The 25,797-nt window shown below is 51.8% G+C and carries 36 protein-coding genes; 35 read left to right on the forward strand and 1 reads right to left on the reverse strand.

Annotated elements, in window-relative coordinates; genetic code table 11:
* The first annotated feature begins 142 nt into the window (after positions 1 to 142).
* From ACRC53_RS08230 to ACRC53_RS08250, 5 genes are all read left to right on the forward strand, one after another.
* Positions 143 to 1,255 carry a branched-chain amino acid ABC transporter substrate-binding protein gene (locus ACRC53_RS08230; protein WP_438643031.1) on the forward strand — a complete coding sequence of 371 codons (1,113 nt, stop codon included), beginning with the start codon at positions 143 to 145 and terminating at the stop codon, positions 1,253 to 1,255.
* Positions 1,256 to 1,431: 176 nt separating this feature from the next.
* A complete protein-coding gene (livH, locus tag ACRC53_RS08235; RefSeq protein WP_438623821.1) occupies positions 1,432 to 2,352 on the forward strand; it encodes a high-affinity branched-chain amino acid ABC transporter permease LivH in 921 nt (306 codons plus the stop codon).
* Positions 2,349 to 3,704 (forward strand): high-affinity branched-chain amino acid ABC transporter permease LivM, encoded by a 1,356-nt coding sequence (locus ACRC53_RS08240; RefSeq protein WP_438642990.1) that lies wholly within the window; start codon positions 2,349 to 2,351, stop codon positions 3,702 to 3,704. Before livH ends, ACRC53_RS08240 begins: the two co-directional genes overlap by 4 nt.
* A 47-nt stretch (positions 3,705 to 3,751) precedes the next feature.
* Positions 3,752 to 4,516: a high-affinity branched-chain amino acid ABC transporter ATP-binding protein LivG gene (livG, locus tag ACRC53_RS08245; protein ID WP_438643032.1), complete on the forward strand. Its 765-nt coding sequence runs from the start codon at positions 3,752 to 3,754 to the stop codon at positions 4,514 to 4,516.
* 65 nt (positions 4,517 to 4,581) lie between these two features.
* On the forward strand, positions 4,582 to 5,283 hold the full coding sequence (locus ACRC53_RS08250) for an ATP-binding cassette domain-containing protein (protein WP_438642991.1): 702 nt from the start codon (positions 4,582 to 4,584) through the stop codon (positions 5,281 to 5,283).
* 391 nt (positions 5,284 to 5,674) lie between these two features.
* Here the strand turns inward: ACRC53_RS08250 and ACRC53_RS08255 are convergent, their stop codons facing one another.
* Positions 5,675 to 6,571, reverse strand: coding sequence for a helix-turn-helix domain-containing protein (locus ACRC53_RS08255; RefSeq protein ID WP_438642992.1), 897 nt, complete (start codon positions 6,569 to 6,571; stop codon positions 5,675 to 5,677).
* A 25-nt stretch (positions 6,572 to 6,596) separates the two neighbouring features.
* Here ACRC53_RS08255 and ACRC53_RS08260 point away from each other — a divergent pair, with 25 nt between their 5' ends.
* From ACRC53_RS08260 to ACRC53_RS08405, 30 genes are all read left to right on the forward strand, one after another.
* A complete protein-coding gene (locus tag ACRC53_RS08260) occupies positions 6,597 to 6,749 on the forward strand; it encodes a helix-turn-helix domain-containing protein (RefSeq protein ID WP_413465470.1) in 153 nt (50 codons plus the stop codon).
* 11 nt (positions 6,750 to 6,760) lie between these two features.
* Positions 6,761 to 8,773, forward strand: a complete 2,013-nt coding sequence (locus ACRC53_RS08265) for a transposase domain-containing protein (protein WP_438642993.1) — start codon at positions 6,761 to 6,763, stop codon at positions 8,771 to 8,773.
* Positions 8,774 to 8,820: 47 nt separating this feature from the next.
* Entirely contained in the window at positions 8,821 to 9,768 is a 948-nt protein-coding gene (locus ACRC53_RS08270; protein WP_438642994.1) for an AAA family ATPase, read from the forward strand.
* A 66-nt stretch (positions 9,769 to 9,834) separates the two neighbouring features.
* Complete coding sequence (locus ACRC53_RS08275; RefSeq protein ID WP_052181485.1) at positions 9,835 to 10,206, forward strand: hypothetical protein; 372 nt, start codon at positions 9,835 to 9,837, stop codon at positions 10,204 to 10,206.
* Positions 10,203 to 10,520, forward strand: a complete 318-nt coding sequence (locus ACRC53_RS08280) for a hypothetical protein (protein WP_106910653.1) — start codon at positions 10,203 to 10,205, stop codon at positions 10,518 to 10,520. The genes ACRC53_RS08275 and ACRC53_RS08280 overlap by 4 nt, the downstream gene beginning before the upstream one ends.
* Positions 10,504 to 11,139, forward strand: a complete 636-nt coding sequence (locus tag ACRC53_RS08285) for a DUF3164 family protein (protein ID WP_438642995.1) — start codon at positions 10,504 to 10,506, stop codon at positions 11,137 to 11,139. Before ACRC53_RS08280 ends, ACRC53_RS08285 begins: the two co-directional genes overlap by 17 nt.
* Positions 11,140 to 11,152: 13 nt before the next feature.
* Positions 11,153 to 11,536, forward strand: coding sequence for a hypothetical protein (locus ACRC53_RS08290; protein ID WP_438642996.1), 384 nt, complete (start codon positions 11,153 to 11,155; stop codon positions 11,534 to 11,536).
* Positions 11,526 to 11,801 (forward strand): hypothetical protein, encoded by a 276-nt coding sequence (locus ACRC53_RS08295; RefSeq protein WP_106910651.1) that lies wholly within the window; start codon positions 11,526 to 11,528, stop codon positions 11,799 to 11,801. Before ACRC53_RS08290 ends, ACRC53_RS08295 begins: the two co-directional genes overlap by 11 nt.
* Positions 11,791 to 12,060 carry an ANR family transcriptional regulator gene (locus tag ACRC53_RS08300; protein ID WP_438642997.1) on the forward strand — a complete coding sequence of 90 codons (270 nt, stop codon included), beginning with the start codon at positions 11,791 to 11,793 and terminating at the stop codon, positions 12,058 to 12,060. The genes ACRC53_RS08295 and ACRC53_RS08300 overlap by 11 nt, the downstream gene beginning before the upstream one ends.
* Positions 12,057 to 12,557, forward strand: coding sequence for a hypothetical protein (locus tag ACRC53_RS08305; protein WP_438642998.1), 501 nt, complete (start codon positions 12,057 to 12,059; stop codon positions 12,555 to 12,557). Before ACRC53_RS08300 ends, ACRC53_RS08305 begins: the two co-directional genes overlap by 4 nt.
* Entirely contained in the window at positions 12,523 to 12,750 is a 228-nt protein-coding gene (locus tag ACRC53_RS08310; protein WP_438642999.1) for a hypothetical protein, read from the forward strand. Before ACRC53_RS08305 ends, ACRC53_RS08310 begins: the two co-directional genes overlap by 35 nt.
* A complete protein-coding gene (locus ACRC53_RS08315) occupies positions 12,731 to 13,384 on the forward strand; it encodes a gp16 family protein (protein ID WP_438643000.1) in 654 nt (217 codons plus the stop codon). The genes ACRC53_RS08310 and ACRC53_RS08315 overlap by 20 nt, the downstream gene beginning before the upstream one ends.
* Positions 13,385 to 13,502: 118 nt before the next feature.
* Positions 13,503 to 13,922 carry a Mor transcription activator family protein gene (locus ACRC53_RS08320; RefSeq protein WP_047709067.1) on the forward strand — a complete coding sequence of 140 codons (420 nt, stop codon included), beginning with the start codon at positions 13,503 to 13,505 and terminating at the stop codon, positions 13,920 to 13,922.
* Positions 13,922 to 14,329: a hypothetical protein gene (locus tag ACRC53_RS08325; RefSeq protein ID WP_438643001.1), complete on the forward strand. Its 408-nt coding sequence runs from the start codon at positions 13,922 to 13,924 to the stop codon at positions 14,327 to 14,329. Before ACRC53_RS08320 ends, ACRC53_RS08325 begins: the two co-directional genes overlap by 1 nt.
* Positions 14,330 to 14,451: 122 nt before the next feature.
* Positions 14,452 to 14,922 carry a glycoside hydrolase family protein gene (locus tag ACRC53_RS08330; protein ID WP_438643002.1) on the forward strand — a complete coding sequence of 157 codons (471 nt, stop codon included), beginning with the start codon at positions 14,452 to 14,454 and terminating at the stop codon, positions 14,920 to 14,922.
* The gene (locus ACRC53_RS08335; RefSeq protein ID WP_438643003.1) at positions 14,873 to 15,256 is read left to right on the forward strand and encodes a hypothetical protein; all 384 of its coding nucleotides are present in this window, start codon (positions 14,873 to 14,875) and stop codon (positions 15,254 to 15,256) included. Before ACRC53_RS08330 ends, ACRC53_RS08335 begins: the two co-directional genes overlap by 50 nt.
* Positions 15,253 to 15,861 carry a hypothetical protein gene (locus ACRC53_RS08340; protein WP_438643004.1) on the forward strand — a complete coding sequence of 203 codons (609 nt, stop codon included), beginning with the start codon at positions 15,253 to 15,255 and terminating at the stop codon, positions 15,859 to 15,861. Before ACRC53_RS08335 ends, ACRC53_RS08340 begins: the two co-directional genes overlap by 4 nt.
* Entirely contained in the window at positions 15,858 to 16,094 is a 237-nt protein-coding gene (locus ACRC53_RS08345) for a TraR/DksA C4-type zinc finger protein (protein ID WP_047709071.1), read from the forward strand. Before ACRC53_RS08340 ends, ACRC53_RS08345 begins: the two co-directional genes overlap by 4 nt.
* A complete protein-coding gene (locus ACRC53_RS08350; RefSeq protein WP_438643005.1) occupies positions 16,084 to 16,407 on the forward strand; it encodes a DUF2730 family protein in 324 nt (107 codons plus the stop codon). Before ACRC53_RS08345 ends, ACRC53_RS08350 begins: the two co-directional genes overlap by 11 nt.
* 11 nt (positions 16,408 to 16,418) lie before the next feature.
* Positions 16,419 to 16,712: a VpaChn25_0724 family phage protein gene (locus ACRC53_RS08355; protein ID WP_047709073.1), complete on the forward strand. Its 294-nt coding sequence runs from the start codon at positions 16,419 to 16,421 to the stop codon at positions 16,710 to 16,712.
* 19 nt (positions 16,713 to 16,731) lie between these two features.
* Positions 16,732 to 17,316 (forward strand): DUF3486 family protein, encoded by a 585-nt coding sequence (locus ACRC53_RS08360; RefSeq protein ID WP_438643006.1) that lies wholly within the window; start codon positions 16,732 to 16,734, stop codon positions 17,314 to 17,316.
* 145 nt (positions 17,317 to 17,461) lie between these two features.
* Positions 17,462 to 19,075 (forward strand): terminase large subunit domain-containing protein, encoded by a 1,614-nt coding sequence (locus ACRC53_RS08365; protein ID WP_438643007.1) that lies wholly within the window; start codon positions 17,462 to 17,464, stop codon positions 19,073 to 19,075.
* Complete coding sequence (locus tag ACRC53_RS08370) at positions 19,072 to 20,634, forward strand: DUF935 domain-containing protein (protein ID WP_438643008.1); 1,563 nt, start codon at positions 19,072 to 19,074, stop codon at positions 20,632 to 20,634. The genes ACRC53_RS08365 and ACRC53_RS08370 overlap by 4 nt, the downstream gene beginning before the upstream one ends.
* Positions 20,627 to 21,412 carry a phage head morphogenesis protein gene (locus ACRC53_RS08375; RefSeq protein WP_438643009.1) on the forward strand — a complete coding sequence of 262 codons (786 nt, stop codon included), beginning with the start codon at positions 20,627 to 20,629 and terminating at the stop codon, positions 21,410 to 21,412. Before ACRC53_RS08370 ends, ACRC53_RS08375 begins: the two co-directional genes overlap by 8 nt.
* Before the next feature lie 369 nt (positions 21,413 to 21,781).
* Positions 21,782 to 22,735 carry a phage protease gene (locus ACRC53_RS08380; RefSeq protein WP_438643010.1) on the forward strand — a complete coding sequence of 318 codons (954 nt, stop codon included), beginning with the start codon at positions 21,782 to 21,784 and terminating at the stop codon, positions 22,733 to 22,735.
* A 2-nt stretch (positions 22,736 to 22,737) separates the two neighbouring features.
* Positions 22,738 to 23,637, forward strand: a complete 900-nt coding sequence (locus tag ACRC53_RS08385) for a Mu-like prophage major head subunit gpT family protein (RefSeq protein WP_106910636.1) — start codon at positions 22,738 to 22,740, stop codon at positions 23,635 to 23,637.
* 155 nt (positions 23,638 to 23,792) lie between these two features.
* The gene (locus ACRC53_RS08390) at positions 23,793 to 24,179 is read left to right on the forward strand and encodes a hypothetical protein (RefSeq protein WP_438643011.1); all 387 of its coding nucleotides are present in this window, start codon (positions 23,793 to 23,795) and stop codon (positions 24,177 to 24,179) included.
* Entirely contained in the window at positions 24,179 to 24,613 is a 435-nt protein-coding gene (locus ACRC53_RS08395; RefSeq protein ID WP_047709080.1) for a gp436 family protein, read from the forward strand. The genes ACRC53_RS08390 and ACRC53_RS08395 overlap by 1 nt, the downstream gene beginning before the upstream one ends.
* Positions 24,613 to 25,170, forward strand: a complete 558-nt coding sequence (locus tag ACRC53_RS08400; RefSeq protein WP_438643012.1) for a phage virion morphogenesis protein — start codon at positions 24,613 to 24,615, stop codon at positions 25,168 to 25,170. The genes ACRC53_RS08395 and ACRC53_RS08400 overlap by 1 nt, the downstream gene beginning before the upstream one ends.
* The gene (locus tag ACRC53_RS08405) at positions 25,167 to 25,787 is read left to right on the forward strand and encodes a hypothetical protein (RefSeq protein ID WP_438643013.1); all 621 of its coding nucleotides are present in this window, start codon (positions 25,167 to 25,169) and stop codon (positions 25,785 to 25,787) included. The genes ACRC53_RS08400 and ACRC53_RS08405 overlap by 4 nt, the downstream gene beginning before the upstream one ends.
* The last annotated feature ends 10 nt before the right edge of the window (positions 25,788 to 25,797 follow it).

The raw sequence follows: 25,797 nt of genomic DNA on the forward strand, positions 1-25,797 counted from the left end.
GTTTAGATCAAGGTGTCATGAAATTGATGCGCGCCAGTTCGCAATTGTGCATGCGAGCACCACATTGAATAGATGTACAAAGTGTCGCTTAACAATGCGTATGATCTTTTCGCCAACCAAGACAGGGATAATCACAATGGCAATGTTCACTGGGAAAAAAAGCCGTTTGGCAATTGCATTAAGCAGCACACTGATCCTGCTTGGCCACACACAGGCAGCCGAGATAAAAATCGGGGTAGCCGGCCCACTTTCAGGATCAGTGGCCCAGTATGGTGATATGCAATTTACTGGCACGCGCATTGCTATTGAGCAAATCAACCAAGCTGGTGGCATCAACGGCGATAAGCTGGTCGCCATTGAGTACGATGATGCCTGCGATCCGAAACAAGCGGTTGCCGTGGCCAACAAAGTGGTCAATGACGGCGTGAAATATGTGATAGGCCACCTCTGCTCGGCATCAACCCAACCCGCTTCTGATGTGTATCAGGATGAGGGTGTCTTGATGATCACGCCGGCCTCCACCAGCCCAACCATTACCGAGCAGGGCTACAGCTTGGTGATGCGCACCATCGGCTTAGACTCCGATCAAGGTCCAACGGCTGCCAAATACATCATCAACAAAGTCAAACCGCAGCGAGTGGCGGTCATACACGACAAACAGCAGTACGGTGAGGGCATCGCTTCAAGTGTGAAAAAATCACTCGACGCTGCCGGTATCAGCGTAGTCGCCTTTGAAGGCATCACCTCAGGGGATAAAGATTTCTCAGCACTGATCGCCAAACTGAAAAAAGATCAGGTCGATTTTGTCTACTATGGCGGCTATCACCCTGAATTGGGCCTGATCTTGCGTCAAGCCCGCTCAGCAGGCTTAAAAGCCACCTTTATGGGGCCAGAAGGCGTTGGTAACAAAGAGATCTCGTCTATTGCTGGTGCTGCCTCTGAAGGCTTACTGGTCACGCTGCCGAAAAAATATGACCAAGATCCGGCCAACCTACCGGTAGTTAACGCACTGAAAGCGAAAAACCTCGACAGCACCGGTCCGTTTGTCTGGACCAGTTACGCCGCGACCCAAGCCATCGTTGAGGGGATCAAGCGAGCGGGCAGTGATGATCCTGAAGCCATTGCTAAAGCCCTGCGCAGCGCACCGGTCAATACTGTGATGGGCCCACTGCACTGGAATGCTAAAGGGGATCTGGATGGGTTTGAGTTTGGGGTGTTTGAGTGGCACGCCGATGGCTCTTCGAGTGTGAAATAAGTTCTCGGGCGGCAAATATCCTGCCGCCCGCTCTCCCCTATTGCTGGGCCGAATCAGACAAGACAATTTCAGCATAAAAATAGATATCAGCCGGTGACTCACACACCGGCCACCTGCGTACAGCGCAGAGCACATCAAAAGACAGTGACCATTTTGGGGATGAGAAGGAATCTTGTATGCCCGAGCACTTTTTCTACTTTCTGCAACAGTTGCTCAACGGACTGACCATCGGCAGCACCTACGCGCTGATCGCCATCGGCTATACCATGGTGTACGGCATCATCGGCATGATCAACTTCGCCCACGGCGAGGTCTACATGATCGGCAGCTATGTCGCATTTTTAGCCATCGGCCTTTTGATGATGCTAGGTATCGATTCGAGCGTACTGCTCATTGGTGGCGCATTTTTGGTGGCGATTGTGATCACCAGTGCCTATGGCTGGAGCATCGAACGGGTGGCTTACCGTCCGGTTCGCAGTTCAAAGCGGCTGATTGCCCTGATCTCTGCCATCGGGATGTCGATTTTTTTGCAGAACTATGTGCGGCTGGCACAAGGCTCACGCGATCTGGCTATTCCCCATCTGGCTGAGGGAGGCTGGCGTTTTGGACCCGCGGGTGAAACGTCCATCAGCTATATGCAGGTGACTATCTGGGTTGTGACTTTCGTTGCCATGCTGGTGCTAACACTGTTTATCCGCCACTCACGGATGGGCCGCGCCTGCCGCGCTTGCGCAGAAGACATCAAAATGGCCAATCTGCTGGGTATTGATACCCATCAGGTGATCTCACTGACGTTTGTCATTGGCGCAGCAATGGCAGCCGTAGCTGGGGTATTGCTGGGCACTTACTACGGCGTAGTTAACCCGTATGTCGGCTTCATCGCCGGTCTGAAAGCCTTTACTGCTGCGGTACTCGGCGGCATTGGCAGTATTCCTGGTGCCATGCTGGGGGGGCTGTTGCTTGGTGTTGTGGAGGCGTTGACCGCCGGTTATATCAGCTCTGAGTACAAAGACATTATGTCATTTGCGCTGCTGATTGGCGTGCTGCTGTTTATGCCAACGGGGATCTTAGGCCGACCTGAGGTGGAAAAAGTATGAATAAGCAAAGCTTCACCCATGCGCTATTTTGTGCCGGCATGTTAATCGTACTGACCTTTATGCTGATGGGGTTACGCCTGACCTCGGAAGGATCACAACTGGTTGTCAGCGGCGCGTCTGACGGGCATCTGACGCTGATTTTTGGTGGCGCACTGCTGCTGTTTATTGTGCAATTACTGCGCCCTGCGCTCACCCGTGCCGTGCTTGGCATTGCAGCGCGCTTGCCCGCAAGCGGAACATCATCACCCGCACGGTTGGCCTTGCTACAACAGATGCAGACACCGCCTGCTCGTCGGGCAATGGTCACACTGGCTGTGGTTGCCGCGCTGCTGTTTCCGTTCATCGCCTCACGTGGGGCTGTGGATATTGCCACCTTAACCCTGATTTATGTGATGCTTGGGCTGGGGCTGAATGTGGTAGTCGGGCTGGCAGGGCTGCTGGATCTGGGCTATGTCGGGTTTTATGCCGTGGGCGCATACACCTACGCCCTGCTCAACAGCTATTTGGGTTTCAGTTTTTGGCAAGCACTACCACTGGCCGGCATGATGGCCGGTCTGTTTGGTTTTCTGCTCGGCTTTCCGGTACTGCGCCTACGCGGTGACTATTTAGCCATTGTCACCTTAGGTTTTGGCGAAATTATCCGCATTTTGCTGCTCAACCAGACCAACTTAACCGGTGGGCCAAACGGGATCAGCCAGATCCCCAAACCCACTCTGTTTGGTCTTGAGTTCAACCGTACCGTGAAGGAGGGGGGCTGGGATACATTCCACCACTTTTTTGGCCTGCCCTACAGCGGCGATAACAAAGTGATTTTCCTGTATCTGATGGCACTAGCACTGGTTTTTATCACCCTGCTGGTGATCTACCGCCTGCTGCGGATGCCGCTTGGCCGAGCGTGGGAAGCGTTGCGTGAAGATGAAATTGCCTGCCGTTCACTGGGCCTCAACCCCACTATCATCAAACTCACCGCCTTTACCATTGGCGCAACCTTTGCCGGATTTGCTGGCAGCTTTTTCGCCGCACGGCAGGGCTTTATCAGCCCTGAATCGTTCACCTTTATTGAGTCGGCCATTATTCTGGCGATTGTGGTGCTTGGCGGGATGGGATCACAAGTCGGCATTATTTTGGCCGCTATCGTGATGACGGTTCTGCCAGAACTGGCACGTGAATTTAATGAGTACCGGATGCTGCTGTTCGGGTTGATGATGGTATTGATGATGCTGTGGCGGCCACAAGGCCTGCTGCCGATGCAGCGCCCACACCTGACACTGAAAACGTCGGCAGATAAACAGAGTGCCAAGCAGCCCCCTCACAGCGCGCCTTCAACGGCAGCAACGGAGTTGGGGCAATGAATCAACACATACTCAATCGGGCAGCAACAGCACCTACAGAGGCCACCATGTCAGCACTACTACAAGTCAGCAATCTGACGATGCGTTTTGGCGGCTTGCTGGCCGTCAATAAGGTGGCATTAGAGGTCAATACCGGTGAAATTATCTCGGTGATTGGTCCGAACGGTGCAGGGAAAACCACGGTATTCAACTGCCTGACCGGATTTTATCGCCCAAGTGGTGGGCAAATTTTATTTCAGGGAAAACCGACCCAGCATCTGGCCGGCCATCAGATTGCTCGGCTGGGCATCGTCCGGACTTTCCAACATGTGCGGCTGTTTAAAGAGATGACGGCGGTCGAAAATCTGCTGGTTGCCCAGCACCGTCATCTCAATACCAATCTGTTCTCTGGTTTGCTGAAAACCGCTCATTTTCGTCAGGCCGAAGCACAGGCGTTAGAGCAGGCGGCCTACTGGCTAGAAAAAATTGGCTTGTCAGCGCATGCCAACCGTACTGCCGGAAATCTGGCTTACGGGCAACAACGTCTGCTGGAAATTGCCCGTTGCATGGTGACACAACCGAAAATTTTGATGCTCGATGAACCGGCGGCCGGTCTGAACCCGAAAGAGACCGAGGCACTCAACAACCTCATTATGGACTTACGCGCTCATTACGGCGTCTCAATACTGCTGATTGAGCACGATATGAAGCTGGTCATGGGCATCTCTGATCGCATTTACGTGGTCAATCAGGGCACACCCCTGGCCAGTGGTACACCGGAGCAAATTCGCCAACATCCAGATGTTATTCGTGCCTATTTAGGTGAAGCATGAGCGCATTAGCTCAACACGTTTGCTGTAGGCAACCGTCAAAATAAGAATCAAAACAGGGAGGTTGTATGCTTGAGCTGCACAATGTTTGTGCCCACTACGGCAAGATTCAGGCGCTGCACAATATCAATATGCAGATTGGTCAGGGTGAAATTGTCAGCTTAATTGGTGCCAATGGTGCGGGAAAAACCACGTTATTGGGGGCGATTTGTGGTGATCCACAAGCCAGCAGCGGGCAAATTATTCTCAACGGGCACGATATTACCCGCCTGCCAACGGCACAAATTATGCGTAAAGAGGTCGCCATTGTGCCAGAAGGCCGACGCGTTTTTTCACGCCTGACGGTGGAGGAGAACCTTGCGATGGGCGGCTTTTTCACCGAGAAAGCCCAATATCAGCGGATCATGGCGCATGTCTACGACCTGTTTCCGCGCCTATCAGAGCGAAAAACTCAGCGTGCGGGAACGATGTCGGGTGGAGAGCAGCAGATGCTGGCCATTGGCCGCGCACTGATGTCGCGCCCCCGTCTGCTATTTTTAGATGAGCCATCACTCGGCCTTGCTCCGATCATCATCCAGCAAATTTTTAGCATTATTGCCCAGCTACGTGATGAAGGAATGACCATTTTTCTGGTAGAACAAAATGCACATCAAGCGCTTAAGCTATCAGATCGTGGTTATGTTCTGGAAAATGGTCATCTCGTGCTCGCCGGTAGTGGAGCTGAATTGCTGGCAAATCCGGCAGTGTGCGAGGCCTATCTAGGCAGTTAATCTTTAGTTCTTTAATCGCACAATATTCAAGTTTTTTATAACAAAACCTGATGTAATAGTCATATTGTTCGATAGCTTAATTGCAATACAGGCTTTTTCGCATAAGTTAACGCCGCGCTTAACGCGGCATTTTTGGTTAGCGTTTGTAAGGACTCTATTGAATTGATCACTAGGTAAGACTTAGGGAATAAGTGGGAATACTGGGAAGTAAGTGGGATCCAAAGTCAGACTTGGCGCGGCCTGAAGAGCAACTGACATTCTTCAGGCCGTATTCATTTTAGGTGTTTGGAAAAATGATCAATACATCAATGAACAACTAGAAACGGCTAGTGATTTGATCAACAGCATTTTCAGAAACGACACATTTAAAACCGATTTAAATCTGCTTCATTCACTCTCCAACGTCATGCGATATGTGAACCACTTGGCCGATGATCTCAAAGGTGTGCTGCTGGTCTTTAGGCACTTCGATCGGCTGATAGTGTTTGTTGTCGCTGAGCAGTAGCCAGGCGTTCGGCAAGACCTGTAGTCGCTTAACCCATAGTTGGTCAGCATTACGCACAACGTAGATGTGACCGTCCACAGGACGCGTTCTGCCGAGGTGTACAACGAGCGTATCGTTGTTGCTTATGGTCGGCTCCATGCTGTCGCCTTTGCTCCAGACGATGGCTAGTTCTTTTTCATTAAACCCGCGCCACCTAAGCCATTTACGCCTAAACGCCAAATGCCTGCACGGTTCGCAGTCAGTCTGCGTGATTGTGCCGTGTCCTGCTGATACTTGGACGCGGTAACCAGGTATTAAAGCGAACTCTTCTAGAAACTTGTTTTCATAAACGGTTTCCGGTTCATTCAGCGCCTGTGGCTTTTCTAAATCCTCATTGACGCTATACCAGTACTCAATGCCTGGTCCTTTGACTCCTTCCTGTTTTCGCCACTTCCAACCCTCTCTCTTCGCTTTCTTATGTATGCCTTGTGGTGTGCTTGGCATTCCTGGTAACTCGGAGAGCTCCTTGGCCGTCATCCATTCGTTTCTCAAAACACCCTCTTTAGGAAACTGAGTTTCCGAAAAACATTTATAGTTTCTTTCGTTATATATCAATGGCTTATCAATTTCTTGATGGAAACCATTGAGAAACAGCTTGATGTTAACAGGTTTCTGAATAAACTGATTACAGAAACTGATTACAGAAATTGATAACTGATGGTAATTCAGAAGTGAGGTAAACGAAATGGAAACTGAAATCAGAGCTAGCGATTGGCACCGTTCTGATGTGATTTCAGCCCTCAAGAAGCGGGGTACGAATCTATCTAGGTTGTCACGCGAGAACGGCCTTGGCAGTCAAACGCTGTACAACGCGTTGATGCGTCCATGGCCAAAAGGCGAAGGGATTATCTCTGCTGCTATTGGTGTGCCAAAAGAAGAGATCTGGCCATCACGTTATCCGTCACTGAAAGAAGCTGTATGAGGAGCGCCTCCATGGAGTGGTTTTCAGTCACAGACGTTGTTGGTTTGCCAGGTCTTCCAGGTACTCCTCAAGGCGTTAGAAAAATGGCCAAGAGCCAAGGATGGGAATCTCGCCGCAAGGAAGGTGTTCAGGGTAAAGCGTTTGAGTTTTCTGTTTCGTGTTTGCCTACAGCAGCCCAAGCCGCGTTGCTGCGTAAGAGCGGCAAAGTTCAGATTGGTGGCATGACATTGGATCTGCCTAAGCCTAAAGCGCCACGTTATTGCAAAGAGCAGTTGTGGGCGCGTTGGGGTAAGGCAAATGAAAAGGCCCATGAAAAAGCGAAGGCTCGGGTTGCTGCTGTGCAGGCTGTGCATGCGTTAGTTCAGAACGGCAGTTCGTTGATGGATGCGTATAAGCACATTTCTGAAGAGTTCACGATTGCTCTGCCCACTCTGCGCCGTTATTGCGCTGCGGTTAAGGGCTTTGAGTCTAGCGATTGGTTGGCGGTGTTGCTGCCGAAGCATCAGGAATCGGCTACGGCTAATCGTGTTGCGAAGTTGGCTCCGGTCAGTGCTGAGGCGTGGGAGTACTTCAAGGCGGATTACTTGCGTAATGAGCGGCCAAACGCCAGCAGTTGCTATGACCGTTTGTGTTTGGCTGCCCGTGAATACGGTTGGTCTGTGCCGAGTTTAGACAGCTTGATGCGCCGTTTGGGTTTAGAGGTTTCAACCGCTCAACGCGTGATGCTGCGGGACGGTGAACATGCGTTGATGCAGCTCTACCCGCCGCAAGAGCGAACCATTGCTGAGTTGGATGCAATGAGCTGGTTAAACGGCGATGGATACCAACACAACGTGTTTGTGAAGTGGTTCAACGGTGAAATTCTGCGCCCAAAAACATGGGTTTGGCAGGACGTTTACAGCCGGAAGATTGTGGCATGGCGTACTGATGTTAGTGAGAACACCGACAGCATTCGCCTGAGCTTAATGGATGCGTGCAGCAAGTACGGTATTCCGCGCGAAATCACTATCGATAACACGCGTGCTGCGGCCAACAAGTGGATGACCGGCGGTGTGCCAAACCGTTATCGCTTCAAAGTTAAAGAGGATGACCCGCTCGGGATCATTCCGATGCTGGGCATTGAGCTGCACTGGACAAGTGTGCTGCTGGGTAAAGGTCATGGTCAGGCGAAGCCGGTTGAACGTGCGTTCGGCGTGGGTGGCCTTGATGAAATGATCGATAAGCATCCGCTGTTAGCGGGTTGCTACACCGGCCCTAACCCGATGGCGAAGCCGGACAATTATGGTGAACGGGCGGCTGATGCGGCGGAGTTCATGCGGATCATTGCTGAGGGTGTGGCGCTGTACAACAGCAAAGTTGGCCGTGAAACAGAAGCCTGTTGCGGTGTGATGAGCTTTGACCAGGCATTTGAAAACAGCTATCGCCAAGCGTCTATCCGTAAAGCTACTGATGCTCAACTGACGTTGATGCTGCTGCAGGCTGAAGCCACCCGCGTTAGCAAGCACGGCACTATCAAGTTGGAGTCTGGCGGCAGTATTCAGAAGCGCAGTAACCGCTATTACCACCCTGATTTGGCGCAGTATGCCGACCAAAAAGTGGTCGCGCGGTTCGACCCACAGCGACTGCATGAAACGGTACTCGTTACCACATTGAACGGCCTGCATATCTGCGAAGCGGAGTGCATCGAGAAAGTCGCGTTCGGCGATACCCAACAGGCCCGTGAACACAAACGCAAACGTACTCAATTCGTTAAAACCAATAAAGCAGCTGCTCTGGCTAAGAAAGGCATGTCTGCATTGGAGGCTGCGGCACTGTTACCGAGCATCACTGATGAAGAGGTTCCAGAGGCCAAGGTGGTTGAGATGGTACGCCCGATGATGCAAGGCAATGCGGCAGTAGCGCTGCAGCCACGCACTGAACTGAGTACGCAAACCGCTGAGCCAGCGACAGTGATCGACTATGAATCACGCTACCAAGCGAATGTTGCAACGCTCGCTGAGCAGTTAAAGAAAAACAGCCTGTAACTGGCATTTAAACCGTATTGGCCAATTGGCCCGAAAAGGAGTTTTCCATGACTACAACTTCAATGACAAACGTGGTGTCTCTCGTGAATAACACGGCAGCGGAGCCACTGGAACGCGCTAAAGCTTTGCTTGAATCCGGTGCAGTAACGCAGGCGGATATGGCCAAAGAGATCGGCGTTAGCCCTTCTACGATTAACCAGTTGGTTAAAGGGACGTACACGGCTAACCCTGCGGCCATGCTGCAAAAGATTGCTAACTGGTTGAACGCTCGTGACCAGCGTAGCTGCGCCCCGAAAGACCCCGGCTTCGTGCTGACAGAAACGGCACGTCAGATTGCTGCTGATATGACGTATGCACATGTGACCCAAAGTATCGCGGTTATCCACGGTGCGTCTGGTGTTGGTAAGACACAAGCGCTGCTGGAGTACCAACGCAAAAATAACAATGTCTGGTTAATCACGGCTAGCCCGAGCCGCGCCACGATGACCGAGTGTCTGTATGAATTGGCGATGGAGCTGGGTATGGAGAACGCGCCGCGCTTGCGTGGCCCTCTGGCTCGTGCACTGCGTCGCAAGCTGCGTAATACCAATGGCCTGATTGTTGTTGATGAAGCCGACCACCTTGATCGCCCAACACTTGAAGAGCTGCGTATTCTGCAAGAGGAAGTCGGCGTGGGCATGGTGTTGGTGGGTAACTCTCGTGTTTACACCCAGCTGACCGGTGGCCAGCGCAGTGAAGACTTCGCCCGTCTGTATTCCCGTATTGCTAAAAAACGCGCGCTGACCAAGTGCAAAAAAGCCGATGTGATGGCGATTGCTGATGCGTGGTCGGTGACTGGCAGTGATGAGCGTGCACTGCTGCTGAAAATCAGTGAGCGCCCAGGTGGTCTGCGGATGGTGAGCAAGGTGCTGAAACTGGCGGTGATGTACTCCGTGGGTGAGCCACTGAATGAAGGTGATTTGCGCCATGCCTTCAAAGAGCTGGAAGGCGAGTAAAGACAGGCAGTGGGTTGCCTTGACTGGCAACCCTGAACCAATACCGAGAACAGCAAGGAATCCACTATGAACGGAAGTATGAACGGCAATGTGAATCACCAGGCGCTCAAGTCTGCCCTGTTCAGCTCAGTGAAAGAGCTTCGTCGTATGGGCTGCCATGTGTTGAAAGTTACCCGTACTCCGGCGCGTCCGGTCATCGAAATTGAGTTTCCCAGCCAAGTGCTGTGTGACCGTGCCGTTGAGATTGATACCACTATCGAGGGCATCAAGCGCCGTGTAATGGCGACGCGTTTGGATTGCGGTTCGATGGTGTTTTGGGCGGAGCGTTATGCCGTGGCGAACGCTCATGACTATCAGGATGACGGCGCAGAGTTCGCAGCAGCTCTGTACCTCGACTCTAAGCAAGCTCCAGTCTTCGGCATAAGGAAGTGGCTATGAATTATTTATGCAAAACGTGTCAGCGGTATTTGCCTGCTGTGCTGGATATAAAGCCGTTTGCACCAGGCGACAAGGTGACGTTCTCACGCGCTAGCCTGCGTGGCCGTGGTCGGATTCACATTTCAACTTGCAATGGCGTTGTGCTGGAAATTTCAGGGAACAGCGCTGTGGTGAAAGTTAGGGGAAAACCAGAGCCGGTATCACTCAGCCGACTGCAGCATAAAGACATGCCCAGTTCGCTTGGTATCTCATTCACCGGTTTGTGCGAATGCAACATCTCTCAATCTCGTAAGGAACATGACAATGACAAATGAAACCCAAACCACAACAGCACCAGAGCATGAAATGCGCACGAATGCGCTGGGTCATTTGGTGCCTGTGCACCTGATTAAGCCGATTGATCTGCTGCGTGATGAGATGGTGATGGAACTGATTGCAATGGGCCATCAGCAACAAGAGTTGATGCTGGCGTGCAAGCAAGCCATGCAAAAGCGGATTGTCGATTTTCTCGACCTGAGTGCCAGCGAATATGACGTTACGTGGGGCGGCGCTAAGGGGAATGTGACGCTGCTTTCGTTTGACGGCAAGTACAAGATTGAACGCGCCATTGGCGAGCACCGTGTTTTCAACGAACGCATTCAGGCGGCGAAAGCAAAAATTGATGCATGCATCGAACGTTGGTCACCAGGTTCAAGCGCGGAGATTCGTGCGCTGGTTGACCATGCGTTTCGGGTTGGTAAGCAGGGGCGCATTGATGTGAATCAGGTTCTCTCTCTGCGCCAGCTGGCAATTGATGACCCAGAGTGGATGGAGGCGATGCAGGCGTGTGCAGACGCTATCACGGCGGTGAGTAAGACCGAGTATATCCGCCTTTATGAGCGTCTGCCGTCAGGCAAGTACACGGCGATTTCTTTGGACTGGGCAAAGCTGTGAGGTGGTTATGAAAATGACAAGTATGACCCCTGAGTTTTTTCAGCAGCTTATGTTGGCCACCTTGCTAGCAGATCGTTGTGATGAAAACGGGACTGACTATGAAGAATCTCACTACGAGCATGGCGTACGTGATGCTCTGCAATGGGTTGCTGGTTTGGTAAATGCAACACCACATAACCCTGATGAATACAAAGATTTGTCTATGCCACTGGACGATGCCGAGGCGTTTCTTGCAGAGCGCGGAGGAATGGCAATGCGGCGGGTGTGGAATGAGCTTGATGTTAAAAGCGTCTGCAAAACTCTGGGGCCAACGTGCAAAGGGTGTCCTGATTGTGGGCCGGTGATGGGTGATGCCACCTACCAAGAGATGTTCGGTCATCAGCACGATGGAGTTTGAAACGCGCTATGGCCCGCTGTACCTCACCCGTCACGCGATTCAGCGTTGGGTTGAGCGTACCGGTCGCAGCGAATTGGAAATGTTGGGGGCCTTGTCTCGCGCAAGGCGTCCAAGCAAAAGCCAGCTGCGGCGGATTCGGCAGCGTGAAGCGGGATGGAATCCGCGCCGAATCCTCGAATGTGACCTTGCGTATTTCATTCTCAAGAATGGCTCTGTGGTCACCGTTTATGAAAAGAACAATATGGAGTTACATCATGGAAATTGAAGTGCTGAGCACCACGCAATCTGAATACGCATCACTGTCTACTGAGGCTGCTTTGCTGGAGCGTGAAGGCCGCTACTCAATGGCGCAAAACGTGTGGCTGATGGCTAGCAAGGTGGCCAAGAAAGCAGTTAATCACGAGTGGGCTATTCGCCGTGCGGCGCTGTGCCAAACCTGTGTTATTCGCTTTGGCGCTGATGCTGCAGTGGACGGTTGTGCTAACGGTGTTGGTGCCGTTCGTGACGTTGCAGAGGTGGCATGATGACTATCAGCAAAGAGCAATGGAAGGCGATTCAAACTCGGTTAAAAGCATTTATGGTGCATTTGGAGTTTAGCCTGAATGGTCATGCCATTACGATTCAGCGTGTACGCAAGAGCGAAAACACAACCGCGTTGGCGGTATACATTGACCACAAAATCAAAGGTGATTGGGTCGGTAGAATTGATGAAATTTCACCTGACGATGCGTTTATTAACTGTGTGGTGAAGCAAGTTTGGCATCACAGGTTTGTCGCTTCTTATAACAGAAAAGAAATTCAGCAATTGGAGAAAGTAAAAAAACGCATTGGTGTTAAGCGCTTCAAAGAGCTGTATTCCACGACAGACCCTAAAACGCTCGGATTTACATACCTCACGCCCTATTTTGGATCCGCTGCCGTTTTGATGCGGCAGTTTAAAAAGATTGATGGGTTGCAGTTAGTGACTGAGTTGCAGGAGGTGGCCGATGAAACTCAGCCCCTATCGCCGCAACTTAGTTGATTATGTAAAGGCTAATGGCCCACGGGTTTTTGTTAGTGGGTCAAAGAAGCCGGTGATGATGACCGATGAGCAAGCAATGCAATGGCTTGATGACCGTGTTCCAAAGTGGCGAGATGGACGACCACCGGCAGTTAAGCGTATTTGGGTCGAAACACTGAGTGAGGAAGATGATGATGAACATGACGCAAAATAAACCCCAGCGCGCCGATGTGACTCGCCTTCTGAAGTTGGTGCAGGTTGGCCGCCGTGAGTTGGGAATGACGGAGGATGATTACCGGTCATTGCTGGAGCGCGTTACAGGCTCACGTTCTGCGAAAGGGTTAGGTGCAAAAAAGCTGGACGATGTGGTGCAGGAAATGAAGCGTCTTGGCTTTGTGGTCAGAGTATCGAGGTCTCGCCGCCACTCGCCGCCGAGCTCGTCACGCGTTCGCGCCCCAGAGGTACGCAAGATTCGCGCTATCTGGATTTGCATGCACAATGATGGGTTTGTGCGGAACGGTTCAGAGGATGCGTTGAACGGTTACATCAAGCGCATGACGGCTCGCAATAATGGTGGTGCTGGCATCGAGCGTGCTGAGTGGTTGACATCAGAGCAGGCGTATCAGGTTCTGGAAGCTCTGAAAAAATGGCACATTCGGTTGATGTCAGAGGTTATATTGAAACGCGGAGATGTGTTGCCAGAGTCGCGTTCGTATCAGTCTAAAGCGATGCCAGGGTATGATTTGATTCGTCTGGTATATGAGAATCCAGGTTGGCGACCAGGCATGAAGTTGCTTTTAAATGGGGTAATAATTAATCCTGATAAACAACCTGATGCATCTCAATAATAGTGACTTTAAAGGCCCCGTAAGGGGCCTTTTCATTGATAGCGTAGATCTGGTGCTGTATGATCTTTAACACTCAGTCACTGCTGGGTATTTATTTATCTGGCGTCAGGAGGGATGTATGGAGACAGACGAGCAGACCATTGATATGTTCGGTGAGCAGCTCAATAGCAGCATGCTTAGCGATACAATTAATATCATAGAAAATGAAAAGTCAGCCCGTTGGCCTGAGACTATGCGGGAGCTTTATGATCTGTTTTCATGCACCGTAGAAAAGCATGGTGGATCTCCTGAGCTGGCGTTAGTCATGCTATCAGAGCTGTGCCGAGTGTACGGCGGACTGCAGTTTTATTTGCCACGAGGCAAGACGCTGCAAAACACGATTCGTGATTTGCGGGTGTGGCAGGAGTTTAACGGTAACAATTCCTTTGAGCTGGCGCAAAAGTTCGATGTTACGCAGCGGGAAATCTGGCGCATTACCGCGCGTATGCGTTCATTTGAGACCCGTCGCCGCCAGCCTGACATGTTTGGAGATAGCTGATGAAACTTAATCGCATGATTCTTACGGCGTTACTGCTGAGCAGTTCGCTGTCTGCTGCCCCGCTGACGATTGCAAAACACGATGTTGCTAATCAGGCAGTGATTGAACAAGCGTATGCTGAGCTGGTAAAAGCGTGCCCAACTGTGCGTGATGGTTGGGGTGTTGATAAAATCGATGCGGCCTATAACCATGGTTCTATTGATGGTGATCCCGCTACATTGTGGCGTGCGGATAAGTATGGCTGGACTGAAGATGTTTATTTTTCTGTTCACGACAGCAATACTGAAACACATCATTTTTACGTTGCAACAGGTAGTAATCACGGTGTAGTTATTGATGCTAAGCAAGCATCACTGGACTTTTGCGGTATTAACGGCATTATGCAAGATAACTACCTAATTCAGTGAAACTGAAATAATATAAATAACGGCCTCATTATGAGGCCTTTTTTTTGAACGGTTTTTGTCACTGTTCTATTCAATCAAATAAATAGCACACTTAATTAAATTCTTATTAATTAAGGTGTGTCATGTCTTCTCTATTTTCCCTCATTAACTTTGAAGAAGGTTGGCGAGAACGGCCATACCTTTGTAGTGAAGGTTATCCTACCGTTGGCTTTGGTTTTCGTATTGGGCCGAAAGGCGCAGATATCAAACTGTATCAATTCACTCTGCCTCTGAAGGCCGGTGAAGCGTGGCTGGGTGAGTTTATAAATAAACTTGAATCGGATATGCGTAAGTTTCCGAATCTGGCTGCGGCGATGAATGCATGTTCGCAGTATCCCGCACGTTATGCCGTGTTGCAGTCAATGGCGTACCAAATGGGGCCGCAGGGGTTAGCAAACTTTAAGAATACGCTTTCTGCTGTGGCCACCGGTAATTGGAATAAAGCCGCTGCTGGCATGCTGGATAGCCGCTGGGCAAAACAAACACCGAACCGCGCCAAACGCCATGCGCAGCAAATGCGTACCGGCGAGTGGGCAAAAGAGTACGGGGTTTGATATGGGCCGTAATTGGTTATGGAGTGTTTCTCACGGTCGAACTAAACGCTTGGCGCTAGAGCGCGAAGCGGCAGAGCGTGGAATTGCGGAGGATGCTGTTGACCGCACTCCGCCTCTTCATAGCCATGACGGCACCATGCAAGATTTGTTTGTACGCGGGTGGCTGTCTGTTACCCCAACTGAAATCTATCGTGTCAGGTCTGGCGTTACTGCGCCGGTCAGTCATAGCACTTCCTTTTTTTCTTCTTCAAATGAGGCGGATTCGGCCATGCAATATGGCCGTAATAAGTGCGCGAGCCTTCGGGCCATTCTTAACAATAAGGACATGTCATGATCCCGTTAATCTCTGCTATCGCTGCGTTGGCTGTGCAAAGTGGCCCTGCGCTTATCCGTGGTATTTCATCCATGTTTGGCGGTAGTGCTACTGCAGATAAGGTCGCTGATGTTGTCGAGCAGGTATCCAATCTCGGCATGAGTGCCAGCCAGCAAGAGGCAGTGATTGCCGATCGGCTGAGTAGCATCGATGACCCCGCCGTGTTGGCTGATTTGCAGCGTTTGAAGGTAGAGCTGGAAAAAGAACAAACGCGCCGACAAGAGCTGCAGCTGCAAGACAATCAAGCCGCACACGCAGAAGCGCAGCAGACCATTCGTGAAGGTGATAACGCGAAGGATGAATACGTGCGGCATACGCGGCCAAAGATGGCGCGCCAGTCGTGGTATATGACCGCCCTTTATGTGCTGTTGATGTCAGTGTTGAAGGCGTTTGGTTATGGCTCTGGCCCTGATTTTGATATGGCAATGATGCTGATTTCTATCGCGTGGGCGTATCTGGGCTTGCGGACTCTGGATGGCTTCGCCCCACACCCGAAAGCGTCAGGACAAAAGGTGCAGTCTGTTGTAACGGGCGCAGTGTCTCAACTGGTGGCGAGGATTAAATGATCGACTTATTTGACCGAGCACAAGAGCTGGAACAGAAGACGCGTGATATGGCGATTGCGCACGTTGTTAATCGCCCGAACGAAACACCTGATGAAGACGCTGCCGGTAATCGTTTTTGCTTGCGCTGCGGTGAACAGATTTCGACTGAGCGTTTAAACGCTGCACCGAACGCGGTGCGCTGCGTGCCTTGCCAATCGGTTCAGGAACGTGCGGGGGTTCACTATGGAGTTTGATTGGATCCCCAAGTGGTGGGGTGTCATTACCACGATTGCGGCTCTGGGTATGACCGTGGCGATGCTGTGGCTGAGTAAGACCTTTGCGCGCCGTGAAGAAATCAAAGTGATTGAGACATCTATGGATGAACTGAACTCGCGTGTTGATAGCCTCGAAAATCACATTAACACGTTGCCCACGCAGCAGGAGTTTAGCCACTTGGGCCTGCAGATGGAGAGCGTGCGCGGGGATATGAAGGCGTTAACCGCTCAATTAAAGCAAACCAATCACCTGAATAATTTGCTGTTGGAACAGCGTTTAAACGAGAAATAAGCGGGGTTTGTATGTCGTTAAAAGAGTTGGTCACTGCAGATCAGCGGTTGGTGATGTTGCGCTCTCTGGAAGAGATGCCGGGCTATGAAGCGAACGAATCTATTTTGGATGCGTGCCTTGATCAGTATGGCCACAAGATTAGCCGTGATGCGGTGCGCACGCACATTTGCTGGTTAGCGGAGCAAGGTTTGATTACGCAGCGTGAGCTGGGCAATACGATGATTGCTAAGTTAACCGGTCGCGGTATTGATGTGGCGACGGGATCGGCAACTGTGCCTGGCGTTAAGAAGCCACGCCCAGAGTAATCCTGATATTGGGGTGGCTATGACAGTCAAGAAAAAGAACACCAAGTCAAAGATTCAGCAGTTGCCGGATGATATTCGCAGTCAGCTATCCGCGATGCTGCGTTCTGGTTCTATGCAGCAGAAAGACATTCTGGCTGAGGTTAATCAGCTGATTGTTGATGCCGGACTACCGCCCGAAGAGCAGATCAGCCGCACGGGTCTGAACCGGTTTGCTAAGCGTATGGAAGAAGCCGGTAGCCGCATGGCGCAAGCCCGTGAAGTGGCCGAGGTTTGGACAGCTAAGCTGGGTCAAGCGCCGACCTCTGAAGTCGGCAAGCTGCTGCAAGAGTTTGTGCGCACGATGGCGTTTGAAACGTCGATGAAGATGATGGACGCCAGCGAAGGCGAAGACGGCAAGATGGTTGACCCTAAATCGCTGGGGCAGCTGGCGTTAGTGATTCAGCGTGTCGAGCAAGCAGCGATGACCAGCCATAAGGTCGAGAAAGAGATTCGGGCGGCGTTTGCGGCAGAGGCTGCGGCGAAGGCTGAGCAAATCGTTAAACGTGCTGGATTGACGGCGGAAACCGCCACACAGATCAAACAGCAAATTCTGGGGTTGGCATGATGTCTATCTGGTCATTGTGGCTTTGCTTGGTTGCACCGTTCCTTGTGCTGCGTTTTATGTCTGTTTGCCCTCGGCTTCATCACTGGTGCTACGGGTGGATTACGGCCAGTTCAGTGTTCTGTTTTGCGCTGTGGAGATTCTTTGGATGAGCGGCCATTTAACGTCAGCAGAAAATGAACTGCGCAACCAGTCTGCGGCCGCCATTATTGGTGGCCAGTTCAATCACAATGAGGTGCTGCTGGGGTATCAGAAGCGTTGGATAGCTGATGGCTCAGACCTGAAGATTTGTGAGAAAAGCCGACGTACAGGGATTACGTGGGCAGAAGCGGCTGATGCTGCACTCACTGGCTCTATGTCATCGTCAGCGGGCGGCTGCGATACCTTCTATGTAGGTACTACAAAAGACATGGCGCGTGAGTTTATCGACGCATGTGCCATGTGGGCACGTGCGTATAACTGCGCCGCCAGTGAAGTGAGTGAAGAAGCTCTGGCCGATGAAGACAAAGATATCTTGGTCTATGTCATCAACTTTGCCAGCGGATTCAAAATCAAAGCGCTGAGTTCTAACCCCAGTAACTTGCGTGGTATGCAAGGTAACGTGGTTATTGATGAAGGTGCGTTTCACAAAGACTTGGCCGCCATTCTTAAAGCGGCTCTGGCGCTGACGATGTGGGGTTGTAAGGTTCGGATTATCTCGACGCATAACGGTGTCGAAAACCTCTTCAACACGCTGATTCAAGACAGCCGCGCCGGTAAGAAGCGATATAGCATTCACACGGTGGATATCGAAACGGCAATCAATGAAGGCTTGTACAAGCGGATTTGCCAAGTCACTAAAAAACCGTGGAGCCAAGCCGCGCAAGATACGTGGTTACAGAACCTGCTCAAAGATACAGCGACTGAAGAGGATGCGCGGGAAGAGTACTACTGCGAACCGAAAAGCGGTGGCGGTGCTTATCTTCCCCGCGGGTTACGTGAGCGTGCCGCACGTGGTAAGCCTACCGTTCTGCGCTTTACTGGCTCGACTGCGTTTAATGCCGCTTCTGAAACGGAGCGCGTGAACGAGATGCAGGAGTGGCTAGATCAATATGTGCAACCTGAGCTGGATAAATTAGACAAGAGCTTCCGTCATGCGCTGGGCGAGGACTTCGCGCGCACGGGTGACTTGACTGTATTAGCACCGATTGACGTGCAGCCCAATACCCGCCGCCGCGTGCCGTTCTTGGTTGAGCTGAAGAATGTTCCGTTCAAACAGCAAGAGCAGGTGTTGTTCCATGTGTGTGATCACTTGCCGCAGCGTAATGGCATTTGGCTGGATGCGCGCGGTAACGGCCAGTATTTGGCCGAGCAAGCCAGTTACCGATACGGCGAGGAGGTTGAGCAAGTCATGTTGTCGCAAGCGTTCTATCGCGAAAACATGCCGCGCTTTAAAGCCGCGTTCGAAGATGACGAGCTGGACTTGCCAAGGCATGAAGACGTGATCACTGACTTGGGGCAGATTCAGCTTTATCGCGGTGTGCCTGGCATTGATGACAGCCGCACAGTGGGAAGTGATGGTAACAAGCGTCACGGTGATAGTGCGGTGGCCATTTTCTTAGCGTATCTGGCCAGCCGCGCAGAAAACTATGTTTACGCATTGCACAACATAGGCAAACCCAACCCAGAGCAATCGCCGTTTTACGTTAACGTGAGCGAGCGTGATAGAGCCGATGATATGCAATCTAAGATGGCCGCGCGTGGCCGAGGAGTAATGCTGTGACAACTATCCTTGATTCACGGGGCAACCCGATTAAACCGGATAAGCCAACGCTCGGTGCTGATGTTGCCAAGGCGCATGTGACTAGCGTGCGTAACCCTCGCCCTTCGAGTGTGGCCAGCACAGTTACGCCATTACGGTTGGCGGGTTTGTTGCGCTCAGTAGTCGATGGGAATAACCCGCAAGACTACATGACGCTGGCAGAAGAAATTGAAGAGCGTGATCTGCATTATGCTTCGGTGCTGCGTACCCGAAAGCTGGCGGTTGCAGCACTCAAGCCCAGTGTAGAAGCGGCCAGTGATGCGCCTGCCGATATCCGGTTAGCCGATGAAGTGCGTGAGCTGATGGCCAGTGATGCCATCCCTGAGTTGTTTTTTGATCTGCTTGATGGTCTGGGCAAGGGGCTGGGCGTTTGCCAGATTCTGTGGGATACGAACAGCACGCCGTGGAAACCGTATGACTATAAGTGGGTTGACCCGCGCTATCTGCGCCCAGACGCGGATTCGCTGGATGACATTTTACTGATTAGTGATGCAGCGCCACAGGGTAAACCATTAGAGCCGTACAAGTTCATTGTGCATCTGCCCCGTTCTAAGAGCGGCAGCGTGTGGCGCAATGGCCTGACCCGCTTGTGTGCCGTGATGTACATGCTCAAGAGCTTTACGGTGCGCGACTGGTGGGCGTTTGCCGAGGTGTTCGGCATTCCGGTGCGCATTGGTAAGTACGGCCCCAACGCGACGCCTGATCAAATCGATACACTGAAAAATGCCATTGCCTCGATTGCGAGCGATGCCGGTGCAGTTATTCATGACTCAATGAAAATTGAACTGGTAGAAACCGCGAAAGGAAACGGCGGCAATACGTTATTCGAGAACCAAGCGCGCTGGTGTGATGAGCAAATCAGTAAAGCAGTGCTTGGCCAGACGATGACCACCGATGATGGCAGCAGTAAAGCGCAAGCAACCGTGCACAACGAGGTGCGGTTAGATATTGCGAAGTGGGATGCGCGCCAGCTGGAATCCACCATCAATGAATATCTGGTCAAGCCGTTCATCATTTTGAACTGGGGTGTGCAGGCATCATACCCACGCGTGACGATTCGCGTGCCTGAACCTGAAGACCTGAAGCTGTTGGTTGAGAGCCTGACCCCGCTCATCGATCGGGGCTTGCGTGTGAGTGAAAGTGAGATTCGCGACAAGTTCGGTTTGGGCGATCCGGATAACGAGGCCCTGTTGCTGCAGCCTATGTCTGCGATGAATGCCGCTGCTCTGACACCCGTTGCGATGAACCGAACCGCACGCTTGGCGATTAATCGGGTGCAGCAAGAGTCAGAACAACTCATTAATGAGCTGACCAATGACGCCATGAGCGATTGGGTTGAAGTGGGTGGTGATGAGTTTATGAACCCTATCATCAAGCTGGCTAATCAGTGTGACAGCTACGAAGCGTTTAATGCTGCGCTGGCTGATCTGCAAGCGACACTGGCCCCTGAGCGTTTCACCCAGCAGTTGGCTGATTACATGTTCCGTATGCGCGGCGTGGGGGATGTACACGATGCCTGAATTCGAGGCGTTCCCACCGAAAGAGGCGCTGGCGTGGTTTAAGAAAAAAGGGTTGAAGCCTGCATTTGATTATCGGGATGTGTGGAAGGAAGAGCACGCTAATGCGTTCACCGTGGCCAAGATGTTGAATGCGGATCTGCTGGTTGATGTGCGGCAGCTGGTAGAGAACGCGATTGCTGAGGGGCAAACCTTTCAGCAGTTCGCCGCCGTTCTCAAGCCATTGCTGGTTAAGTCTGGTTGGTGGGGCGTTCAGCTGATGGATGACCCGCTGACCGGTGAGACAAAGCCGGTTCAATTGGGCAGTGAAGGCCGTTTAAAAATCATTTACCGGACAAACATGCGCACTGCCCGTGCCGCTGGACAGTGGGAGCGCATCGAACGAACCAAGCGCGCCATGCCCTATTTGGTATATCAGTTGGGCCCTGCTCGTGAACACCGTGCGCTGCATGTTAGCTGGAATGGTATTACGTTGCCGGTTGATGACCCGTGGTGGCAGAGCCATATGCCGCCAAACGGTTGGGGTTGCCATTGTGGTGTTCGGCAAATCAGTAAGTATGAGTATGCCCAGCTGCAGGAGAAAAAAGGCTATACGTTTTCTGCGCCTGATGACGGTTCGCGGGAGTGGGTCAATAAGCGAACCGGTGAAGTTGAAACGCTACCCACTGGCATTGAACCTGGTTGGAACTACAATCCGGGGAAGGCTCGGGAACAGGCACTAAAAAGCGACTTGCTCGCCAAAGAAAAAGTATTGTCTAAAACGCTCTCTAAGCCTCTGTAAGCGTTTTTGGCTACCGTCGTAAGCATCAACCTGTCCCATGCCAATCTGAGGCGATTTAAAGATAGTTTAAAGATGGTGTGGGAAAAGGTTGCGGGTGTATTTTTCGGTTTGTCGGCTGCTTCGTGCTTGCCTGATAAAAAAACCTGTGTACCCTGTGCAAAGTAAGTTTGGTTTATCCCTCTCGTTCTGCTCGTTAATTTTCATCCCCCGTTGTCATTCTTCCCCTGTTTTGCTGCACCTTTCCTGAACTACGTGTTCGGAGCGAAATTAGTCATCTGCGTTATTTCCCTTTATCCCGTCATTATCAATCCGTCTTAACCATTCAACCTGAGCCAGTTGGCAGGAGGTTGTTATGTAACGGAGCGAATGATGCAACAACGAACCCATAAGGCTATCTGCTTTGACATGTCACGGATGGTTGCCGCAGACCAAGGATGCTGGCTGCCAATGATCCCCGCAGGCATGTTTGCTGGCCGTGATGGCCGTAGTTGGAATAACTCTAATCCTGATGGTGTGGTGGCAGCATTCAATATGAAGCTGCCATTTGATATCGAACATGCCACGGAAACCCGCGTAGGTAATACCGAGGCTATCGGCTGGATCGTTGCTCTGCAAAACCGTAACGGTGAAGTCTGGGCCAATGTTGAGTGGAATTCCGAAGGGAATGAGCTGATTGAAGGTAAGAAGTTCGGCTTTTACTCCCCCGCGTTTGATTACTCACCTGAAAGCGGTCAAGTGCTGGCGCTATCCAGTTCTGGGTTAACGAATAAACCCAATCTCTATGTTCCTGCCCTCAATAACCAAGAGGATAACAATGTGAAACTGCCTCTCATCATCACTCAGCTGCTGGGTTTACCTGAAGAAGCGACACCCGAGCAGGCGGTGACGGCCATCAATACGATGAAGTCTGAGCATCAAACGGCACTGAATGCGCAGCAAGACCCGACTAAATATGTGCCGGTAGCGACTCACCAGCTGGCGCTGAACCGAGCGCAAGAGCTGCAGGGCAAACTGGACCAGATCGAAAAAGACAAAGTTGAATCCTTAGTCGATGCGGCAATTGCTGCCGGTAAAGTCGCTCCAGCAGATAAAAACATGTATGTGGGCCTTTGCAGTACGGAGAACGGACGCGAGCAATTTACTGCGTGGTGTTCTCGTGCCCCTGTCATTGCTGATGGCACGCAAGTTAATACCTCCGGTGCAGGTGACTCCGACGCATTAAGCGCCGATGAGCTGGCCATGTGCCGGAAAATGAACCTTTCGGCAGACGAGTATGCAGCGTCTAAGAAGGCCCTGAATGCCAAGAAACAAGGGAGTAACTGAGAATGGCGTTTACTGAAGCACAGGTTTTAGAGGCACTGACGATTTCGATGTCAGGTGCGTATACGAAGGGTCTGGGCGTTATTAAGCCACAGTGGAATCGTGTCGCGACGCAAGTACCAAGTAGCGGTTCAAGCAACTTTTATGGCTGGCTGAAAGATTTACCAGGCATTAAAGAATGGGTCGGCGAACGCCAGCTGGCTGAGATGGGTAGCCATGGCTATCAGATCCAGAACAAGACCTTTGAAGCATCCATCGTCATCAAACGTGAAGATGTTGAAGATGATCAAATCGGTAAGTATGCCGTGGTGGCTGAAGGCTTTGGCCGTGATGCCGCGGTATTCCCTGACAAAAACGTGTATGGCTTGTTAGCCGCTGGTTTTAGCACGCTGTGTTACGACGGCCAGAACTTCTTCGATACCGATCACCCGATGGGGACAACCCCAGCAACGACGTTCTCTAACGTGGTTGGTGATCCGAGTACCGATACCGGTGCGCCGTGGTTCGTGATCGACGATATGCAGATTGTGAAACCGGTCATCTTCCAAGAGCGTCGCCCGTTCAACTTCCAAACCATGAACGCAACCAGTGAATACACCTGGTTCAACAACAAGTTTGCTGCAGGTGTTGATGGTCGACACGGTTACGGCTTCGGTTTCCCGCAGACCGCCATTGGCTCCAAGGCTGAGTTGAATGAAGCCAACTTTGCTGAAGCTAAAGAAATGCTGGGCAGTATGAAAAAGGCTAGCGGTTCGCCGATTGGCACGATGGCTCGCGTTCTGGTGGTTGGCCCATCTAACGAATCTGCCGCGCGTAAATTGATCTCGCGTGAGTTTATCGGAAACGGTGAGAGCAACATCTATTTCAACAACGTGGAGATTGTTGTTAGCCCGTACTTGCCGTAACGGATTCCGCACTCGTTGTAAGCGTTTATAACCTCTGGCAGCGGGCTCTGCCCTCTGCCTAAACCACCACTCGCAACGGTTTAACACATCACCAATGCGACGTTATAGGACGTTTAAACATGGCTAAAGCCGCAACAGTTAGAAAAGGTCAGCCCGTGGAGGCCGACAAAAGCACGCAGCTGGCAGCTGCAGCAATGGAAGGCTGTTCCGAGCTGGGCGAAGCGTCGTCCGAACCGGAAGCAAACGTAACACTGGGCAATCAAGCTGATTGGGTTTGGTGTCTCGGTTCCTTTTTGGTCACCGCGAAGAACCCATCAGGGTTTTGGCGCAGTGGCGTACAGTTCCTGCACTCGGCACCAACCCGTGTTTTTGTTGTTGCCAGTAAAGAAGATGTGCCAGCGGATCATAGCTGCACCATTCCATGCTGCTATCTGACTGCCGAAGAGGCCAAGCGGGTGCACAGTGAACCGTGGCTAACCATTCAGGAAGAGCCTGGGTTGGATGAGCAGAAAGCACCGGATGAGCCGGAAGCGAGCGAATAATGGCGACTTACGCAACCAAGCAGGACTTGCTCGATCGTGATGAGGGGATGCTCTGGAACCTCGCTGTCGATCGCAGCACCAATGAGCTAAACGAAACGTGGATTGATGAAGCACTGCGAACTGCAGATGACGAAATTAACGGTCGTTTGGGGCGTCGTTACGTTCTGCCGTTGCCTCAAGTGCCTGACATGCTCAAGCGGATTGCGATTGTTATTTCTCTCTATTGGTTAGCTGACCGCGATCAACAGGCCACTAACCTGATGGACGAGCGATACAAACGCGCTATTGAGCAGTTGAAAGATATTGCCAGCGGCAAACTTGAGTTAGGTCTGCCAACCCCCGAAAAGCCGCTTGAGGGGCCAGTAGGCAAAGCCGAACTGGTACAGCAAAACGAGCGGCTGTTTACCCGCAAAAGCTTGCGAGGCGTTCTGTAATGGGGGTTTCGGTTGCGGTTGATACCAAAGGTGTTGAGCTGGCGCGCTATGAGCGTCTGCTCGATACCCTTGGCCGCCATGACTATAAAGCCGAGTTGCTCGACAGCATTGGTGCCGTGGTTGAAAGCCAGACACGCCGCCGAATTGCTGAAGAGAAGACCACGCCAGACGGTCAGAAGTGGCAGCCATGGTCAGAGAGTTACGGGAAAACCCGCCATGAGAATCAATCGCTGCTGCAAAGTGAAGGTGCATTGCTCGACAGCATTGAGTTTCAAGTTGAACGTTCGCGTGTTCGGGTTGGCTCTGCGTTGATTTACTCACGTGTACATCAGTATGGATTCTCGGGAACGGTACGGGTTCCCGCGCATATTCGGCGTATATCGCAGGCGTTCGGCAAGGCACTGAAGTTTCCGGTTTATCAATCTGTCGGTGCGTTCTCTCGGCAAGTAGATACCCCAGCCCGTACATACCTGGGCTTATCAAGCGATAACAAGACGGAGTTGCTGGCGGTGATTGGTGACTTCTGGGCTGATGTGATGGCGGAGGCTGGATTATGAGTCGCCCTGATTTTGGCACCATCGGTACGAGTGTGTCTGCGAGTGAGTCAGTTGTTAAGTACTTAAAGCCTTATCTGGAAGCCAATGGTGCTGGTGCGAACCGGATGATTGATCGCGTGCAGACAGTTGAGCGACATGTAGGGCCATTCGATAAAGCCTCTGAGCTGAAGCGCTGGCTCGGCGCTCGTGATGGCGGTGTACGCATCGCGGCAATGCGCATTATCGGTATGCGTAATCAGGGCACCAGCTTGATTGGCACTATCGAATTTGCGGCGTTTGTATTCATGACGGATGCATGGGGTTATGCCCGTGACCAACGCGCCGAAGTGATCGCCTGCCGCTTGGCCAAGGCGCTGATGCTAAAAGGCGGTTGGGCTGGTACAGGCGCGAGCACATCACCAGAACGTGTTCGAGCCGACAACTTGTACAGCAAAGAGATAGACGAAACCGGCGTGGCGATTTGGTCAGTGACATGGCAGCAAGACTGGCCGCTCGATGACCCGATTGATATCAACACGCTTGATGACTTTTTACGGTTCAGCCACGTATCGAAAGTTGCCGATGGTGCACCCGAGTGCGAAGGCTTAATCACGCTGCCTGGTCCCGACTCAGAGTGAGGAAACGATG

This window comes from Plesiomonas sp. (genome assembly GCF_051652165.1).
In the GTDB taxonomy this organism is placed as follows: domain Bacteria; phylum Pseudomonadota; class Gammaproteobacteria; order Enterobacterales; family CAMTGL01; genus Plesiomonas.

Bases quoted from the DNA above. Each gene is read 5' to 3' on its own strand.
- ACRC53_RS08365 (WP_438643007.1), top strand. From the start codon at position 17,462: ATGAGCGGCCATTTAACGTCAGCAGAAAATGAACTGCGCAACCAGTCT.
- ACRC53_RS08265 (WP_438642993.1), top strand. From the start codon at position 6,761: ATGGAGTGGTTTTCAGTCACAGACGTTGTTGGTTTGCCAGGTCTTCCA.
- ACRC53_RS08355 (WP_047709073.1), top strand. From the start codon at position 16,419: ATGTCGTTAAAAGAGTTGGTCACTGCAGATCAGCGGTTGGTGATGTTG.
- ACRC53_RS08385 (WP_106910636.1), top strand. From the start codon at position 22,738: ATGGCGTTTACTGAAGCACAGGTTTTAGAGGCACTGACGATTTCGATG.
- ACRC53_RS08375 (WP_438643009.1), top strand. From the start codon at position 20,627: ATGCCTGAATTCGAGGCGTTCCCACCGAAAGAGGCGCTGGCGTGGTTT.
- ACRC53_RS08320 (WP_047709067.1), top strand. From the start codon at position 13,503: ATGGAGACAGACGAGCAGACCATTGATATGTTCGGTGAGCAGCTCAAT.
- ACRC53_RS08230 (WP_438643031.1), top strand. From the start codon at position 143: ATGTTCACTGGGAAAAAAAGCCGTTTGGCAATTGCATTAAGCAGCACA.
- ACRC53_RS08380 (WP_438643010.1), top strand. From the start codon at position 21,782: ATGCAACAACGAACCCATAAGGCTATCTGCTTTGACATGTCACGGATG.
- ACRC53_RS08360 (WP_438643006.1), top strand. From the start codon at position 16,732: ATGACAGTCAAGAAAAAGAACACCAAGTCAAAGATTCAGCAGTTGCCG.
- ACRC53_RS08330 (WP_438643002.1), top strand. From the start codon at position 14,452: ATGTCTTCTCTATTTTCCCTCATTAACTTTGAAGAAGGTTGGCGAGAA.
- ACRC53_RS08275 (WP_052181485.1), top strand. From the start codon at position 9,835: ATGAACGGAAGTATGAACGGCAATGTGAATCACCAGGCGCTCAAGTCT.
- ACRC53_RS08315 (WP_438643000.1), top strand. From the start codon at position 12,731: ATGAACATGACGCAAAATAAACCCCAGCGCGCCGATGTGACTCGCCTT.
- ACRC53_RS08270 (WP_438642994.1), top strand. From the start codon at position 8,821: ATGACTACAACTTCAATGACAAACGTGGTGTCTCTCGTGAATAACACG.
- ACRC53_RS08345 (WP_047709071.1), top strand. From the start codon at position 15,858: ATGATCGACTTATTTGACCGAGCACAAGAGCTGGAACAGAAGACGCGT.
- livH (WP_438623821.1), top strand. From the start codon at position 1,432: ATGCCCGAGCACTTTTTCTACTTTCTGCAACAGTTGCTCAACGGACTG.
- ACRC53_RS08280 (WP_106910653.1), top strand. From the start codon at position 10,203: ATGAATTATTTATGCAAAACGTGTCAGCGGTATTTGCCTGCTGTGCTG.
- ACRC53_RS08405 (WP_438643013.1), top strand. From the start codon at position 25,167: ATGAGTCGCCCTGATTTTGGCACCATCGGTACGAGTGTGTCTGCGAGT.
- ACRC53_RS08300 (WP_438642997.1), top strand. From the start codon at position 11,791: ATGGAAATTGAAGTGCTGAGCACCACGCAATCTGAATACGCATCACTG.
- ACRC53_RS08305 (WP_438642998.1), top strand. From the start codon at position 12,057: ATGATGACTATCAGCAAAGAGCAATGGAAGGCGATTCAAACTCGGTTA.
- ACRC53_RS08250 (WP_438642991.1), top strand. From the start codon at position 4,582: ATGCTTGAGCTGCACAATGTTTGTGCCCACTACGGCAAGATTCAGGCG.
- ACRC53_RS08295 (WP_106910651.1), top strand. From the start codon at position 11,526: ATGGAGTTTGAAACGCGCTATGGCCCGCTGTACCTCACCCGTCACGCG.
- ACRC53_RS08285 (WP_438642995.1), top strand. From the start codon at position 10,504: ATGACAATGACAAATGAAACCCAAACCACAACAGCACCAGAGCATGAA.
- ACRC53_RS08240 (WP_438642990.1), top strand. From the start codon at position 2,349: ATGAATAAGCAAAGCTTCACCCATGCGCTATTTTGTGCCGGCATGTTA.
- livG (WP_438643032.1), top strand. From the start codon at position 3,752: ATGTCAGCACTACTACAAGTCAGCAATCTGACGATGCGTTTTGGCGGC.
- ACRC53_RS08395 (WP_047709080.1), top strand. From the start codon at position 24,179: ATGGCGACTTACGCAACCAAGCAGGACTTGCTCGATCGTGATGAGGGG.
- ACRC53_RS08340 (WP_438643004.1), top strand. From the start codon at position 15,253: ATGATCCCGTTAATCTCTGCTATCGCTGCGTTGGCTGTGCAAAGTGGC.
- ACRC53_RS08310 (WP_438642999.1), top strand. From the start codon at position 12,523: ATGAAACTCAGCCCCTATCGCCGCAACTTAGTTGATTATGTAAAGGCT.
- ACRC53_RS08400 (WP_438643012.1), top strand. From the start codon at position 24,613: ATGGGGGTTTCGGTTGCGGTTGATACCAAAGGTGTTGAGCTGGCGCGC.
- ACRC53_RS08325 (WP_438643001.1), top strand. From the start codon at position 13,922: ATGAAACTTAATCGCATGATTCTTACGGCGTTACTGCTGAGCAGTTCG.
- ACRC53_RS08350 (WP_438643005.1), top strand. From the start codon at position 16,084: ATGGAGTTTGATTGGATCCCCAAGTGGTGGGGTGTCATTACCACGATT.
- ACRC53_RS08290 (WP_438642996.1), top strand. From the start codon at position 11,153: ATGACAAGTATGACCCCTGAGTTTTTTCAGCAGCTTATGTTGGCCACC.
- ACRC53_RS08335 (WP_438643003.1), top strand. From the start codon at position 14,873: ATGCGCAGCAAATGCGTACCGGCGAGTGGGCAAAAGAGTACGGGGTTT.